The organism is Stutzerimonas stutzeri (assembly GCF_000935215.1).
Lineage (GTDB): Bacteria > Pseudomonadota > Gammaproteobacteria > Pseudomonadales > Pseudomonadaceae > Stutzerimonas.
Genome location: NZ_JXXD01000101.1, coordinates 1 through 16,443, shown reverse-complemented (window position 1 = coordinate 16,443; position 16,443 = coordinate 1). Strand labels below are relative to the sequence as shown.

Sequence of the window (16,443 nt, the reverse complement as noted above, 5' to 3'; positions counted from 1 at the left end):
TCCAGTCGCTGCATTTCCTCCTCCAGCCATTCGGCCAGAACCTGAGCATTGTTCTGACGCTCGTCCCGCGCGGCGTAGATCAGCGTCAGCGTGCCGCGGCCGGCCATCTCCAGCAGCGCCCACCAGTGTTCGGGGTGGCCGGCCAGTTCGTCCCGATAGCGCTGGCGAAACGTCGCAAACCCGATCTCCCCGCCCTTGAACGCCTTGCGCAGTGCCGTGGAAGGCGCCAGGTCCGGCAGCCATGCGTGCAGCGCCAAGGTGTCCTTGCGGCAGCCCCTTGGCCACAACCGGTCGACCAGTATGCGCTGGCCGTCTTCCAGCGACGGCGGTTCGTATGCGCGTTTGCACTGAATCATCAGCACCTCCGGAGCCTGCCTCTGAGTCTAGGTAAAAGATACTGAAGCGCCAGGGTTAAAAATACTCTGCGAATGGTTTTTATGACTTATAGCGTACTGGTCATATCTACCCTTAATTTATTATCTATCTGATTTTATTGGGTTAAATATTGGGCACGATTCGTGAAGAAGAGAGTGGGTGCAACTCATTACTCGATAGGAGCGTGACATGAAAAAGGCAATGGTTCTGATGGCAGCAGCAGCGATTCTGGCAAGCGGTCTGGCCAGCGCAGACGAGGTTCTGGAAGTGCATGAGGACCGCGCGGTCGGCGGTGGTTTCGGTGGGCTCAGTGGCTTGATGCTCGGAGCTGCGGCGGGTGGCCCGGTCGGGGCGCTGGTCGGTGGCGGCATCGGCTACCTGATGGGGCAGGGCGCGCAGCAGGCTGCCGGGCTCGAGCAGACGCTGTATGTGGTCAAGCGCGAAGATGGCAGCGTTGCTCGCATTCGTACATCCGATGACCGCTTCCTGCAGGGGCAGCACATCGAACGGGACGGCGCGCGGATCACCGCGGCGGCGAAATGACGGCGGGCAGGTAGTCCCGCGGCGGGTTGTTGGGGGATGATCGCGGCTGACTGACACCGAGGAGGCGCTGATGAGTTATTCCGTTCTGCACGTGGTGCATCTGCTGGCCGCGATCTTCTTCATCGGCACGCTGTTCTTCGAGGTGATGATCCTTGGCCGCATCCGTCAGCAGGTCGGCGAGCAGACCATGCCGCTGGTGGAGCGTGCGGTCGGCGCACGTTCGCGGGTGGTGCTGCACTGGGTGGTGCTGTTCGTCTACGGTGCCGGCATCGGCCTGGGCTGGTATCACCGCCAGGCGCTGGCCGATCCGTTTGCCAGCAGCTTCGCCACCTTGCTGGCGCTGAAGGTTATGCTGGCGATCGGCGTGTTCTTCACCTTCGGCCTGGTGGCGATCCTGCTGCGCAAGGGGCATATGACGCCGGCGCGCTACCGTGCCATCCACTGGGCGATCCTGCTGCAGATGATCGGTATCGTGCTGCTCGCCAAGGGCATGTTCTACCTGCACTGGTGAGGTTGCGCTGCATACCAGTTTTGCCAGTCGCAGTCATGATCAGGGTCAATTCGGCTGGCGCTTCGCTCCGTGCTTATCGGGCCTGATTCAGTCGCCGCAGCCTCGTTGCTTTAGCGGCAGCGGGGGCTAAGGTGGCTGCATCGTTTCCCGATCAGCAGAGGTTAGCCATGGATTTCGCCTACAGCCCACGCGTCGAGGCGCTGCGCCAGCAGCTGCGCGCCTTCATGGACCAGCACATCGTGCCGCGCATCGGTGCCTGGCACGCGGAGGTGGCGGCCGGGCAGTACCCGGTGTCGTTCATGGACGACCTCAAGGCGCTTGCCCGTTCGGAAGGGCTGTGGAACCTGTTCCTGCCGTTGCTCGGCGAAGACGAGCCGGGCATGGGCCTGAGCAATCTCGAGTACGCGCCACTGGCGGAAATCATGGGGCGCGTGCACTGGGCTTCGGAAGTGTTCAACTGCAACGCACCGGACACCGGCAACATGGAGCTGCTGCACATGTTCGCCACCCCCGAACAGCGTCAGCGCTGGCTCACGCCGTTGCTCGAAGGCGAGATCCGCTCGGCCTTCGCCATGACCGAACCGGACGTGCCGTCTTCCGACGCTACCAACATCCAGACGCTGATCCGTCGCGACGGCGACGACTACGTGATCAACGGTCGCAAGTGGTTCATCACCAATGCCTCGCATCCCAACTGCAAGCTCCTGATCGTGATGGGCAAGACCGACCCGAACGCCGAGACCCATCAGCAGCAGAGCATGATCCTGGTGCCGTTCGACACACCCGGTGTCGAGCTGGTGCGTAACATCCCGGTGATGAACCACATCGCCCCGGAAGGTCACAGCGAACTCCTGCTGCGCAATGTGCGGGTGCCGGCGAGCAACCTGTTGGGCAGGGAGGGCGACGGCTTCATGATGGCGCAGGCGCGCCTGGGGCCAGGGCGCATTCACCACTGCATGCGCTCGATCGGCATGGCCGAGCTGGCGCTGGAACTGATGGTCGAGCGCTGCCAGGAGCGCAAGGCGTTCGGCAAGTACCTGCAGCAGTATTCCAATGTCGCCGACTGGATCGCCGAGTCGCGTATCGAGATCGAGCAGGCGCGACTGCTGGTGCTCAAGACTGCCTGGATGATCGACGAGGTCGGCGCCAAGGCGGCGCGCAAGGAAATCTCGATGATCAAGGCGCTGGTGCCGCGCATGCACATCAACGTGGTCGACCGCGCGATCCAGGTCTACGGCGCGATGGGCCTGACGCCGGACACGCCGCTGGCCGACATGTGGACCGGTGGCCGCGCCCTGCGCTTTGCCGACGGCCCGGATCAGGTGCATCTGCGCAGCATTGCGAAGATGGAAATCAAGGCCAGTGAAGCCAGCCGCGGTGCCACGGCGGCTTATCTCACCCCGCCTGGTCGTCACTGATCGTGACTGCTGCTGGCCGCGCGACGCCACTGCGCGCGGCCTATCTCCCTTCTCGTGTATGCTCCGTCCTGGTGTGCTAGCTTGCGTCTCTCTCCTACTGGCCTAGGCTAGTCATAACAACGTCTTTGTTCACGGTCATGGTGTTCTTTGACATGGGACAACGAAAACAGTCGCCGGGGGAGTCCTTGATTGCAATCAAGGGGAGGGATGTAGACGCTCACCTACCATCCGCTTACGCCAACCGTACAAGCAGGTAATTCGATGGCTTCCCGTGAAATCTGGTCGCTGGCCGGTACGTTCAGTACCTGGGTCAAGGGCTTTTTCATTCTGCTGATCCTGAGCGTCTGCGCGTTGCCGCTACAGGCCAGGGAATACGAAGCCGAGCAGCAGCGTCTCGACAAGTTCTTCCCCGGCGCAAGCGTCTCTGCAGCCGAGGGCGACTACCAGGTCCGCACGATCACCAAGGGCGACGAGATCCTTGGCTATGCCTTCCAGTCCATCAACGTGGTGGACATCCCCGCCTATTCCGGCAAACCCATCAACATGCAGGTGCTGCTCGATCCGCAGGGTGTGATCGTCGATGCCTACGTGCTCGAGCACCATGAGCCGATCCTGCTGATCGGCATTCCCGAAGAAGAACTGCACGCATTCAACGCCAAGTACCAGGGCATTCGAGTCGATCAGCGCGTCGTGGTCGGTCGCTCCCGGGACGAGAATGCAGTCACCATCGATGCCGTCACTGGTGCCACTGTCACGGTGATGGTGGTCAACGAGATCGTCATGCGCGCCGCCCACGATGTCGCGGTGTCGCTGGGGCTGGTGGAAGACAACGCCGGCATCGCGCAGAAGCCGGCGACCGTCCGCCAGGATTACTACGAAGAGGCCACCTGGAGCGAGCTGACCGGCAACGGCGCGATCCGCCGCCTGCACCTGACCAAGGGCGACATCGACGAGGCGTTCAAGGGCACCGAGGGCGAAGGCATCGACGAGGCCACGGCCGATGAGGTGCAGGACACCTTCATCGACCTCTACGCCACCCATCTGAATCCGCCGACCATCGGCCGCGCGCTGCTCGGCGACGCGCACTACCGCACCCTGATGGACGAGCTCAAGCCAGGCGAGCACGCCGTCGCGGTGATGGGCAGCGGCGAATACTCGTTCAAGGGCTCGGGCTATGTGCGCGGCGGCATCTTCGATCGGGTCCAGCTGCGCCAGTTCGGCAACGTCATCAGCTTCCGCGACATGGACTTCCAGCGCCTGGACGACGTGTATGCCGACGGCATTCCGGATTTCCGCGAGATGGCAGTGTTCATCGTCCGTGAGCACGCCGCGTTCGATCCGGGCTCGCCCTGGACACTGGAGCTGCTGGTGCGGCGCCAGACCGGCCCGATCAGCGGCATGTTCACCAGCTTCGAACTGCCGTATCAGATGCCCGAGCAGTACATCGAACGCCCACAGCCTACCGCCGAGGAACTGGCCGCCATCGAGGAAGCCAACCGCCCGGTGTGGGTCAACATCTGGTACCAGAAGTCGTTCCAGATCGGCGTGATCCTCGCGGCGCTGGGCCTGCTGACGGTCATCCTGTTCCTGCAGGACAAGTTCACCCAGCGGCCGGAGTTCCTGCACTGGCTGCGCCGGGGCTACCTGGTGTTCACCGTGGTGTTCATCGGCTGGTACGCCCTCGGTCAGCTGTCGGTGGTCAACGTGCTGACCTTCACCCATGCGCTGTTTCAGGAATTCCGCTGGGAACTGTTCCTCTCCGACCCGGTGATCTTCATCATCTGGACCTTTACCGCCGCCAGCATTCTGCTCTGGGGCCGTGGCGTGTTCTGCGGCTGGCTGTGCCCGTTCGGTGCGCTGCAGGAGCTGATCAACGAGGCGGCACGCAAGCTGAAGGTTCCGCAGTACGAGCTGCCCTTCGCCGTCCACGAGCGGCTCTGGGCGATCAAGTACATCGTCCTGCTGGTGCTGTTCGGGCTCTCGCTCGAGTCGATGATGATGGCCGAGAAGGCCGCCGAGGTTGAGCCGTTCAAGACCGCCATCACCCTCAAGTTCGACCGCCAGTGGTGGTTCGTCGCCTACGCGGTGTTCCTGCTGGTCATCAACATCTTCACACGCAAGGTGTACTGCCGCTACGTCTGCCCGCTGGGTGCGGCGCTGTCGATCAGCAGCAAGGTCCGCCTGTTCGACTGGCTCAAGCGGCGCCCGGAATGCGGCAGCCCCTGCCAGCTGTGCGCCAAGGAATGCGAGATCCAGGCCATCCATCCGGATGGGCACATCAACCACAACGAGTGCCATTACTGCCTGGACTGCCAGATGACTTATCACAACGAAAACAAGTGCCCGCCGCTGATCCTGAAGAACAAGCGCGCCAAGCGCGGCAAGAAGGCACCGGCCGACCCGTCGCTGATTCCCGTAGTGCAAGTAGTGGAACCCTGAGTCATCGCCGCAGGCGAAGTACTCGATCGATGTGTTTGAAGCAGATGTCCCAAAGGAGCGAAACCCCATGAGTGACAAGAGCAAGAACAATCCCGAGGTGCTGGAGAAGGGCGGCATGAGCCGTCGTGGCTTCCTCGGCGCCAGCGCGGTTACCGGCGCAGCCGTTGCGGCCACCGCCTTCGGTGGCGCAGTGATGAGCCGCGAGTCCTGGGCCGCAGCGGTCAAGGAAGCGCGGCAGAACATCTACGTCGCGCCAGGCGAACTGGACGACTACTACGGCTTCTGGAGCGGCGGCCACCAGGGCGAAGTGCGCGTGATGGGCGTCCCGTCGATGCGCGAACTGATGCGCATCCCGGTGTTCAACGTCGACTCCGCCACCGGCTGGGGCCTGACCAACGAAAGCCGCGCGATCATGGGCGACAGCGCCAAGTTCCTCAACGGCGACTGCCACCACCCGCACATCTCCATGACCGACGGCAAGTACGACGGCAAGTACCTGTTCATCAACGACAAGGCCAACACCCGCGTCGCGCGTATCCGCCTGGATATCATGAAGTGCGACAAGATGATCACCGTGCCGAACTGCCAGGCCATCCACGGCCTGCGTCTGCAGAAGGTGCCGCACACCAAGTACGTGTTCGCCAACGCCGAATTCGTCATCCCGCACCCGAACGACGGCAAGGTCTTCGATCTGCAGGATGAAAACAGCTACACCATGTACAACGTCATCGACGCCGAAAAGATGGAGATGGCCTTCCAGATCATCGTCGACGGCAACCTCGACAACACCGACGCCGACTACACCGGCCGCTTCACCGCTGCCACCTGCTACAACTCGGAAAAGGCCTACGACCTCGGCGGCATGATGCGCAACGAGCGTGACTGGGTCGTGGTGTTCGACATCGAGGCAGCCGAGAAGGCGGTCAAGGCCGGCAAGTTCATCACCCTCGGCGACTCCAAGGTGCCGGTGCTCGATGGTCGCAAGAAAGGCGACAAGGACAGCGAATTCACCCGCTATATCCCGGTGCCGAAGAACCCGCACGGCCTGAACACCTCGTCCGACGGCAAGTACTTCATCGCCAACGGCAAGCTGTCGCCGACCGTGTCGATGATCGAGATTGCCAAGCTGCCGGACCTGTTCGCCGACAAGCTGGCCGATCCGCGTGACACCATCGCCGCCGAAGTCGAACTGGGCCTCGGCCCGCTGCACACCACCTTCGACGGTCGCGGCAACGCCTACACCACCGTGTTCATCGACAGCCAGGTGGTCAAGTGGAACATGGCCGACGCGGTTCGCGCCTACAAGGGCGAGAAGGTCAACTACATCAAGCAGAAGCTCGACGTGCACTACCAGCCGGGCCACATCCACGCCTCGCTCTGCGAAACCAGCGAAGCCGATGGCAAGTGGCTGGTGGCGCTGTGCAAGTTCGGCAAGGACCGCTTCCTGCCGACCGGCCCGCTGCACCCGGAAAACGACCAGCTGATCGACATCTCCGGTGAGGAAATGAAGCTGGTGCATGACGGCCCGACCTATGCCGAGCCGCACGACTGCATCATGGCCCGTCGCGACCAGATCAAGCCGAAGAAGCTCTGGGACCGCAACGATCCGTTCTTCGCGCCGACCGTGGAAAGGGCGAAGAAGGATGGCATCAACCTGGAGACCGACAACAAGGTCATCCGCGACGGCAACAAGGTGCGCGTGTACATGACCTCCATGGCGCCGGCGTTCGGGGTGCAGGAGTTCACCGTCAAACAGGGCGACGAAGTCACCGTGACCATCACCAACATCGACCAGATCGAAGACGTGTCCCACGGTTTCGTCATGGTCAATCACGGTGCGAGCATGGAGATCAGCCCGCAACAAACCTCTTCCATCACCTTCATCGCTGACAAGCCGGGGCTGCACTGGTACTACTGCAGCTGGTTCTGCCACGCGCTGCACATGGAAATGGTCGGCCGCATGATGGTCGAGCCCGCCTAAGCGGCTCCAGCCATCGCCCGTTTGCGGTCGGGCGATGGCGTCGCAATCCGCGAAGGGTTTCGGCATGCTGCCGCGACCCTTCCGGCAACCGCCGTTCGCCTGCAAGCTGAAGAAGGTCAAAACGCAGTGTTCAAAGCTCAGGCTGGTTTTTTCTCGCGATACCCCACAGCAGTCATGCTGCTGCTTCTATTCAGTGGTGCGGCTCAGGCGGCACCGCAATCGATCACCACCCTGCCGCTGCAGCCCGACGGTGAGAACCGCTGGCGCCTGCCTGCCGGGGAATATCAGGGGCAGTTCACCATCGAGCAGCCCATGCAGCTGCGTTGCGAGCCGGGTGCGACCATCCAGTCGCAAGGGCAGGGCAGCAGCCTGCTCATCAGCGCGCCCGACGTGCTCGTCGACGGCTGCACGCTGCGCGACTGGGGCTCCGACCTCACGGCCATGGATTCGGCGGTGTTCGTCCTGCCGGCCGCGCCGCGGGCGCTGATTCGAAACAACCGTATGCAGGGGCCGGGCTTCGGCGTGTTCGTCGATGGTGCCGCCGACGTGCAGGTGATCGGCAACGAGATCGTCGGTGAGGTGGACATTCGCTCGCAGGATCGCGGCAACGGCATTCACCTGTTCGCGGTGAACGGTGCACGCATCGTCGGCAATCACGTGCGCAACTCGCGCGACGGCATCTACATCGACACCTCCAACGGCAACCACCTGGAGGCCAACGTCCTCGAGGATCTGCGCTATGGCGTGCATTACATGTTCGCCAACGACAACAGCGTGATCGACAACGTCACCCGCCGTACCCGCACCGGCTACGCGCTGATGCAGAGCCGCAAGCTGATCGTCACGGGCAACCGCTCCGAGCAGGATCAGAACTACGGCATCCTGATGAACTACATCACCTACTCGACCATCACCGGCAACTTCGTCAGCGACGTGCAGCGTGGCGATACCGGTGGCGACAGCATGATCAGCGGCGGTGAGGGCAAGGCGCTGTTCATCTACAACTCGCTGTTCAACACCATCGAGAACAACCACTTCGAGAAGAGCTCGCTGGGCATCCACCTGACCGCCGGCTCCGAAGACAACCGCATTTCCGGCAACGCCTTCGTCGGCAACCAGCAGCAGGTCAAGTACGTGGCGACCCGCACCCAGGAATGGTCGGTGGACGGCCGTGGCAACTACTGGAGCGATTACCTGGGCTGGGACCGCAATGACGACGGGCTGGGCGATGTCGCCTACGAACCCAACGACAACGTCGATCGCCTGCTCTGGCTCTACCCGCAGGTGCGCCTGCTGATGAACAGCCCGAGCATCGAGGTGCTGCGCTGGGTGCAGCGTGCCTTCCCGGTGGTCAAGTCGCCGGGTGTGCAGGACAGCCATCCGCTGATGAAGCTGCCCACTGAAGAACTCCTAACCGAAAAGCAGGAACCAACGTCATGAACGCCGTCGAGATCCAGGGCGTAAGCCAGCGTTACGGCAGCATGACCGTGCTGCACGATCTGAACCTGAACCTCGGTGAAGGTGAGGTGCTGGGGCTGTTCGGCCATAACGGCGCGGGCAAGACCACCAGCATGAAGCTGATTCTCGGCCTGCTTTCGCCGAGCGAGGGCCAGGTGAAAGTCCTGGGCCGCGCGCCGAACGATCCACAGGTGCGCCGCCAGCTCGGCTACCTGCCGGAGAACGTGACCTTCTACCCGCAGTTGAGCGGCCGCGAAACCCTGCGCCATTTCGCCCGCCTCAAGGGCGCGGCGCAGAGCCAGGTGGACGAGCTGCTCGAGCAGGTCGGCCTGGCCCATGCCGCCGACCGCCGGGTGAAGACCTATTCCAAGGGCATGCGCCAGCGCCTCGGCCTGGCCCAGGCGCTGCTCGGCGAACCGCGCCTGCTGCTGCTCGACGAGCCGACCGTGGGCCTCGATCCGATCGCCACGCAGGATCTCTACCAGCTGATCGACCGCCTGCGTCAGCGTGGCACCAGCATCATCCTCTGCTCCCACGTACTGCCGGGCGTCGAGGCGCACATCAACCGCGCGGCGATCCTCGCCAAGGGCCGCCTGCAGGCGGTGGGCAGCCTGTCGCAACTGCGTGCCGAAGCCGGGCTGCCGGTGCGCATCCGTGCCAGCGGCATCAGCGAGCGCGACAGCTGGCTGCAACGCTGGACCGATGCCGGACACAGCGCCCGCGGCCTCAGCGAATCGAGCCTGGAAGTGGTCGCGGTCAACGGCCACAAGCTGGTGCTGCTGCGCCAGCTGCTGGGTGAGAGCGAGCCGGAGGACATCGAGATCCACCAGCCGTCGCTGGAAGACCTCTACCGCTATTACATGGAGCGCGCCGGTGACGTACGCGCCCAGGAGGGTCGCCCATGAACCAGGTCTGGAACATCGCCCGCAAGGAACTCAGCGATGGCCTGCGCAACCGCTGGCTGCTCGCCATCAGCCTGCTCTTCGCCGTGCTCGCGGTGGGTATCGCCTGGCTCGGCGCCGCGGCGTCAGGGCAGCTCGGCTTCACCTCGATTCCGGCGACCATCGCCAGCCTGGCCAGTCTGGCCACCTTCCTGATGCCGTTGATCGCGTTGCTGCTCGCTTACGACGCCATCGTCGGCGAGGACGAGGGCGGCACGCTGATGCTGCTGCTGACCTATCCGCTGGGGCGAGGGCAGATCCTGCTCGGCAAGTTCGTCGGCCACGGGCTGATTCTCGCCCTGGCGGTGCTGATCGGCTTCGGTTGCGCGGCGCTGGCCATCGCCGTGCTGGTCGAAGGTGTCGAGCTCGGCATGCTGTTCTGGGCGTTCGGCCGTTTCATGATCTCCTCGACGCTGCTCGGCTGGGTGTTCCTCGCCTTCGCCTACGTGCTCAGCGGCAAGGTCAACGAGAAGTCCAGTGCCGCCGGGCTGGCGCTCGGTGTGTGGTTTCTCTTCGTGCTGGTGTTCGACCTGGTGCTGCTCGCGCTGCTGGTGCTCAGCGAAGGCAAGTTCAACCCGGAGCTGCTGCCCTGGCTGCTGTTGCTCAACCCCACCGACATCTACCGGCTGATCAACCTGTCCGGCTTCGAAGGCAGCGCCAGCGCAATGGGCGTGCTGTCGCTCGGTGCCGACCTGCCCGTGCCGGCTTCGGTGCTCTGGTTGTGCCTGCTGGCCTGGATCTGCGTGTCGCTGCTGCTGGCGTTCGGCATCTTTCGCCGGCGCCTGACCTGACTTCCATGAATCGAAAAGGAAATCCCTCTATGAACGCACTGCATCGCATCGGCGCCGGAACGCTCCTGGCCATGTTGCTCGCCTTCGGCCTGGCCGGCTGCGGCGAGAAGGAGGAGGTCCAGCAAGTGCTCGAGCCGGTGGCCTTTCACGACGCTGACGAGTGTCACGTCTGCGGCATGATCATCAGCGACTTCCCCGGGCCCAAGGGCCAGGCGGTGGAGAAGGGCGGCGTGAAGAAGTTCTGCTCCACGGCCGAGATGCTCGGCTGGTGGCTGCAGCCGGAGAATCGTCTGCTCGATGCCAGGCTGTACGTACACGACATGGGCCGTAGCGTCTGGGAAAAGCCGGATGACAGTCACCTGATCGACGCAACCAGCGCCTACTATGTAGTCGGTACGTCGCTCAAGGGCGCCATGGGTGCGTCGCTGGCGACCTTCGCCGACGAGCAGGCCGCCATGCGCCTCGCCGAGGAACACGGTGGTCGCGTATTGCGCTTCGAACAGATCGATCAGGCGCTGCTGCAGGAGGCGGCGAGCATGCAGCACGGCGGCATGCACGAGCACATGTCCGGCGATGCACACAACGCACACCAGGGTCACTGAGGTACTCGGTGACCGCAACCAGTCTTCCGACACATTCGAGGTAAGCACAATGATGGGTATCAGCGTCTGGCAACTTCTGATCATTCTTCTGATCGTCGTCATGCTGTTCGGCACCAAGCGCCTGCGCGGCCTGGGCTCCGATCTGGGCAGCGCGATCAGCGGCTTCCGCAAATCGGTGAGTGACGCCGAGACCACGCCTCAGGCCGAGACGGTCAAGCAGGAAATCAAGTAAGCACAACGACCACTCCGCTCGGCCAACACCCCCGGACACGGCGCATGCGCGCTGCCGGGGAGGCTAGGCCCATCGCCGTAGAGGGCCGCCCGGACGGCTCCACTGTTCGATGATCACGGCCGTTTCGCACCGCAACGGTGCGTCTGCAGGTGGCCTCCGCGTGCCGACCGTCACTTTCCCGCCGCCTCCGCGAAAATCTGATCGCAATCAAGTCTGTCGATGGCGCCTACCCTGTAGAAAGTAATCCTGGCTCCTGCAATCGGGAGCGCTCATTCGTCCGGCGCGCCTTCGTTGTGCCGCCGGACATAGAACGTCTGGAGGCCCTTCCGTGCAAGTTATCGATCGGCGAAAAGCCCTGAGTATTCCGCCTATCTGGCGGCTCGCCTTTCGCCCCTTCTTTCTCGCTGGCAGCCTGTTCGCGCTGTTGGCGATTCCACTCTGGGTTGCCGCGTGGACCGGGCTCTGGCCGGGCTTTCAGCCCACCGGTGGCTGGCTGGCCTGGCACCGTCACGAAATGCTGTTCGGCTTCGCCATGGCGATCGTCGCCGGCTTTCTGCTCACCGCGGTGCAGACCTGGACCGGGCAGACCGCGCCCTCCGGCAACCGCCTGATGGGGTTGGCGATGCTCTGGCTGGCCGCGCGCCTGGGCTGGCTGTTCGGCCTGCCGGCCGCATGGCTGGCACCGCTCGATCTGCTGTTCCTGCTGGCGTTGGCCTGGATGATGGCGCGGATGCTCTGGGCCGTACGGCAGAAGCGCAACTACCCGATCGTGGTGGTGCTGACGCTGATGTTCGGCGCTGACGTGCTGATCCTGACCGGCCTGCTGCAGGGTAACGATGCGCTGCAGCGCCAGGGCGTGCTCGCCGGGCTGTGGCTGGTCGCGGCGCTGATGGCGCTGATCGGCGGCCGGGTGATTCCGTTCTTCACCCAGCGCGGCCTGGGCAAGGTCGAGGCGGTCAAGCCCTGGGTCTGGCTGGATGTCGCGCTGCTGGTGGGCACCGGAATCGTCGCCCTGCTGCACGCCTTCGGCGTTGCCCTGCAGCCGCATCCGCTGCTGGGCCTGCTGTTCGTCGCCATCGGCGTCGGCCATCTGCTGCGCCTGGCGCGCTGGTACGACCACGGCATCTGGAAGGTCGGCCTGCTCTGGTCGCTGCACCTGGCGATGCTCTGGCTGGTGGTTGCCGCCTTCGGCCTGGCGCTCTGGCATTTCGGTCTGCTGGCACAGTCCAGCCCTTCGCTGCATGCGCTGAGCGTCGGCTCCATGGGCGGGCTGATCCTGGCGATGATCGCCCGCGTGACTCTCGGCCACACCGGCCGGCCGCTGCAGTTGCCGGCGGGCATCATCGGTGCCTTCGTGCTGTTCAACCTGGGTACGGCAGCGCGGGTATTCCTCTCCGTCATCTGGCCGGTCGGCGGTCTGTGGCTGGCAGCGGCCTGCTGGGCGGCGGCCTTCGTCCTGTATGTCTGGCGCTACGCGCCGATGCTGGTCGCACCGCGGGTCGATGGCCATCCGGGCTGAGCACCGAGTCGTTTCACCGGGGCAGGTGCCCGTCGCGCCTGCCCGTCAATACCAAGCCTTAGAACCGCTGCCGCGAGGCGGCTTGTGACTCGGCGTGCGCCGAGCTCGGAGAGGATGATGAAAAGCGAGTTTCAGGATCGTCTGGCGGTCGTCACCGGCGCCAGTTCCGGAATCGGTCTGGCGTTGTGCGCGGCCTTGCTGCAGCGCGGTGCCCGGGTGCTGGCGATGTCGCGCAGCATCGGCGGTCTCGAACCGCTGCTGGAAACCCACGCCGACCAGCTGCAGTGGCTGAGCGGCGACGTCACCTCGGCTGAAGATCTGGCCCAGCTGGCACGCCGCGCCGCGCAGATGGGGCCGGTGCACTACCTGGTGCCCAACGCCGGTATCGCCGAACTGGCCGATGGCCTGGACATGGCCGCCTTCGACCGGCAGTGGGCGGTCAATGGCGCCGGTGCGTTGAACACCTTCGCTGCGCTGCGCACCGAGCTGGCCAAGCCGGCTTCGGTGGTCTTCGTCGGCACCTTCCTGATCCGCTCGACCTTCCCCGGGCTGGCGGCCTACATCGCCAGCAAGGCGGCGTTGGCGGCGCAGGCGCGCACGCTGGCGGTGGAGTTCGCGCCGCTGGAGGTACGCATCAACATGGTTTCGCCCGGTCCGACCGCCACCGCCATCTGGGGTTCGCTGGGGCTCAACGACGACCAGCTCGAAGCGGTCGCCGACGGTGTCACCAAGCGTCTGCTGCCGGGGCATTTCCTCGAGTCGGCGGCGGTGGCCAACGTCATCCTGTTCCAGCTGTCCCAGGGCGCGCGCGGCGTGTTCGGCCAGGACTGGGTGGTGGACAACGGTTACACCGTCAGCTGAGGTGCACGGCATGTGGTTCAAGCGGAAGAACAGCACGACGCGCCTGGAGCACGAGCTGCACGCGCTGCAGGCCAGCCACGCCGAACAGTCGGCACGCATCGCTGCGTTGGAGCAGCAGCTGCAGGCGGCAGAGGCTGCCAGCCAGCAACGCCAGCGACAGCTCGACTATTACCGGGGCGTGTCGGAAAGGCTGATTCGCTTCAGCACCTCCGTGGCCCATCTCGGCGAGTCGTTCGAGTTCCTCACCGGGCAGTTGGGCGATAACAAGGCCCGTGCCGGCGAGGTCGCCGCCGCGGCGCTGAGCAACCAGAAGCATTTCGGCGAGCTGCAGGGCAAGGCCGCCGAGATGGAGGACGGCCTCGGCCTGGCCTCGCGCAAGGTCGATACCCTTGCCGAGCGCTCGCAGGAGATCAACGGCATCGTCGATCTCATCAGCGGCATCGCCAGCCAGACCAATCTGCTGGCGCTGAATGCCGCGATCGAGGCGGCGCGTGCCGGCGAGGCCGGGCGTGGTTTCGCAGTTGTCGCCGGGGAGATTCGCAGCCTGGCGGAAAAGACCGCGCTGGCGACCGATGACATCGTGCGCAAGATTGGCGAAGTGCAGGCCGAAATCCGCAATGTGCATGACTACATCCAGCTGCAGGGCAGCCACGCCAAGGGCTTCAGTCGAACCACCGAGGTGGCGGTCGAGGCGATGCGTACGCTCTATCACCTGGCCGGGGCGATGCGTGGCAGCAGCGCCGCGTCTTCCTTCCGTGCCGGCATCGAGCTGGCCAATCTTGACGAGCTGTCACTGAAGTTCGTGGTGTACAACCACCTGCTGAGCGACCAGGCGCAGCCAATTCCGCAGCTGCCGAGCGAGCGCGACTGTCGTTTCGGCCGCTGGTATTACGGCGAGGGCAACCGCGATATCCAGGCGCTGGACTGCTTCCGGCAGATCGAGCGGCCCCACACGGCGGTGCATGCCCAAGGGCAGGCGGCGCTGGATGCATTCGCTCAGGACGCGCTGGAAACCGCGCTGCGCCACCTGGGCCAGATGGAGGACGCCAACCTGGAGGTGATGCGTATCGTCACCGCCGTGGTCGATCAGTACGAGAAAGGGGCGAGTCGCGCGGCCTGATGGTACAGACGCCCGCGTTTTCGCTCTTGATGTCGTTGGTGCAAAAATATTGCGCTTATCGAGCAATACTATTCGTTAGATAACATTTAAAGCGCCGCGGACAATGCGCACGCATTCCGTCTGCGCGGCAATCCGCCGCGCTCGATATGAACCGATCCCAGGAGGAGCGGCGAGCGGATGCGGCGTGCCGGTCCGTCGACCATTGCCAGCGCTGCGCTGGCAGATCTCGATGTTCGTTTCCTGGCGCCCGCGTCGGCCGCCTGGCGAGCATGAGCGAACTGCACAACAGTCCCGAACCGATTGCCTACAACTACCACGTGGTGCGCCAGTTCACCCTGATGACGCTGGTCTGGGGTGTGCTCGGCATGGGCCTCGGCGTCTTCATCGCTGCTCAGCTGGTGTGGCCGCAGCTGAACTTCGACCTGCCCTGGACCAGCTTCGGCCGGCTGCGACCGATTCACACCAATCTGGTGATCTTCGCCTTCGGTGGCGGCGCGCTGTTCGCCTCGTCCTTCTACATCGTTCAGCGCACCAGCCATGCCCGGCTGATCTCCGATCGGCTGGCGGCGCTGGTTTTCTGGGGCTGGCAGGCAGCCTGCGTGGCAATGCCGATCAGCTACGCGCTGGGCTACACCACGTCCAAGGAATACGCCGAGATGGAGTGGCCGATCGCACTCTGGGTGACGCTGATCTGGGTGCTCTACGCCTATCTGTTCTTCGGCACCATCGCCCGCCGGCGCATCCGGCACATCTATGTCGGCAACTGGTTTTTCGGCGCCTTCATCATCGTCACCGGCATGGTGCACATCATCAACCACGCGCTGGTGCCGGTGAGCCTGCTCAAGTCCTATTCGATGTATTCGGGGGCCACCGATGCGATGGTGCAGTGGTGGTACGGGCACAGCGTGGTGGGCTTCATCCTCTCGGTCGGCTTTCTCGGGATGATGTACTACTTCGTGCCGAAGCAGGCGGGGCGGCCGATCTACTCGTACCGTCTGTCCATCGTGCATTTCTGGGCGATCATCTCGATCTACATCTGGGCCGGCCCGCATCATCTGCACTACACCGCGCTGCCGGACTGGGCGCAGAGCCTGGGTATGGTGATGTCGATCATCCTCCTGGCGCCGAGCTGGGGCGGCATGATCAACGGCATGATGACCCTTTCCGGTGCCTGGCATAAGTTGCGCACCGACCCGATCCTGCGCTTCCTGGTGGTCTCGCTGGCGTTCTACGGCATGTCGACCTTCGAAGGCCCGATGATGGCGATCAAGACGGTCAACGCGCTGTCGCACTACACCGACTGGACCATCGGCCACGTACACGCCGGGGCGCTGGGCTGGGTGGCGATGATCTCCATCGGCTCGCTGTACCACCTGATTCCGCGGCTGTGGGGGCGCGAGCAGATGCACAGCATCGGCCTGATCAACGCGCACTTCTGGCTGGCGACCATCGGCACGGTGCTCTACATCGCCTCGATGTGGGTCAACGGCATCACTCAGGGCCTGATGTGGCGGGCGATCAACGAAGACGGCACGCTGACCTATTCCTTCGTCGAGGCGCTGGAAGCCAGCCATCCCGGCTACATCGTGCGCATGGCCGGCGGCGCCATCTTCGCCAGCGGCATGCTGCTGATGGCGCTGAACACCTGGCTG

General features: G+C 64.1%; 15 protein-coding genes. 14 read left to right on the top strand and 1 reads right to left on the bottom strand.

From position 1 onward, the window contains the following. A partial coding sequence (locus LO50_RS11720; protein ID WP_044315104.1) for a DUF488 domain-containing protein occupies window positions 1-356 on the bottom strand: 356 nt, incomplete at its 3' end. Between the two features lie 208 nt (window positions 357-564). On the opposite strand from LO50_RS11720, the gene LO50_RS11715 reads away from it, so the two are divergent. The 14 genes from LO50_RS11715 to ccoN all read left to right on the top strand — a co-directional run. Beyond that, window positions 565-918: a hypothetical protein gene (locus LO50_RS11715; protein WP_044315103.1), complete on the top strand. Its 354-nt coding sequence runs from the start codon at window positions 565-567 to the stop codon at window positions 916-918. Window positions 919-988: 70 nt separating this feature from the next. After that, window positions 989-1,429, top strand: a complete 441-nt coding sequence (locus LO50_RS11710) for a CopD family copper resistance protein (RefSeq protein WP_044315102.1) — start codon at window positions 989-991, stop codon at window positions 1,427-1,429. Window positions 1,430-1,596: 167 nt separating this feature from the next. After that, a complete protein-coding gene (locus tag LO50_RS11705; protein WP_044315101.1) occupies window positions 1,597-2,847 on the top strand; it encodes an acyl-CoA dehydrogenase family protein in 1,251 nt (416 codons plus the stop codon). A gap of 261 nt (window positions 2,848-3,108) precedes the next feature. Further along, complete coding sequence (nosR, locus tag LO50_RS11700) at window positions 3,109-5,286, top strand: transcriptional regulator NosR (RefSeq protein ID WP_044315100.1); 2,178 nt, start codon at window positions 3,109-3,111, stop codon at window positions 5,284-5,286. A gap of 67 nt (window positions 5,287-5,353) precedes the next feature. Next, the gene (gene nosZ / locus LO50_RS11695) at window positions 5,354-7,267 is read left to right on the top strand and encodes a TAT-dependent nitrous-oxide reductase (protein WP_044315099.1); all 1,914 of its coding nucleotides are present in this window, start codon (window positions 5,354-5,356) and stop codon (window positions 7,265-7,267) included. A 126-nt stretch (window positions 7,268-7,393) separates the two neighbouring features. Next, on the top strand, window positions 7,394-8,707 hold the full coding sequence (locus LO50_RS11690; RefSeq protein ID WP_080902105.1) for a nitrous oxide reductase family maturation protein NosD: 1,314 nt from the start codon (window positions 7,394-7,396) through the stop codon (window positions 8,705-8,707). Then, the gene (locus LO50_RS11685) at window positions 8,704-9,630 is read left to right on the top strand and encodes an ABC transporter ATP-binding protein (protein ID WP_044315097.1); all 927 of its coding nucleotides are present in this window, start codon (window positions 8,704-8,706) and stop codon (window positions 9,628-9,630) included. Before LO50_RS11690 ends, LO50_RS11685 begins: the two co-directional genes overlap by 4 nt. Beyond that, window positions 9,627-10,457: an ABC transporter permease gene (locus LO50_RS11680; RefSeq protein ID WP_044315096.1), complete on the top strand. Its 831-nt coding sequence runs from the start codon at window positions 9,627-9,629 to the stop codon at window positions 10,455-10,457. Before LO50_RS11685 ends, LO50_RS11680 begins: the two co-directional genes overlap by 4 nt. A 29-nt stretch (window positions 10,458-10,486) precedes the next feature. Continuing rightward, window positions 10,487-11,059: a nitrous oxide reductase accessory protein NosL gene (locus tag LO50_RS11675; protein WP_044315095.1), complete on the top strand. Its 573-nt coding sequence runs from the start codon at window positions 10,487-10,489 to the stop codon at window positions 11,057-11,059. Window positions 11,060-11,108: 49 nt separating this feature from the next. Continuing rightward, entirely contained in the window at window positions 11,109-11,291 is a 183-nt protein-coding gene (gene tatA / locus LO50_RS11670; protein ID WP_080902104.1) for a twin-arginine translocase TatA/TatE family subunit, read from the top strand. A gap of 328 nt (window positions 11,292-11,619) precedes the next feature. After that, window positions 11,620-12,810, top strand: coding sequence for an NnrS family protein (locus LO50_RS11665; protein ID WP_044315094.1), 1,191 nt, complete (start codon window positions 11,620-11,622; stop codon window positions 12,808-12,810). 117 nt (window positions 12,811-12,927) lie between these two features. Beyond that, entirely contained in the window at window positions 12,928-13,671 is a 744-nt protein-coding gene (locus LO50_RS11660) for an SDR family NAD(P)-dependent oxidoreductase (RefSeq protein WP_003298709.1), read from the top strand. A gap of 10 nt (window positions 13,672-13,681) precedes the next feature. Then, window positions 13,682-14,791, top strand: coding sequence for a methyl-accepting chemotaxis protein (locus LO50_RS11655; RefSeq protein WP_044315093.1), 1,110 nt, complete (start codon window positions 13,682-13,684; stop codon window positions 14,789-14,791). Between the two features lie 269 nt (window positions 14,792-15,060). Next, the coding region (ccoN, locus tag LO50_RS11650) for a cytochrome-c oxidase, cbb3-type subunit I (protein WP_044315092.1) at window positions 15,061-16,443 on the top strand (1,383 nt) is incomplete at its 3' end.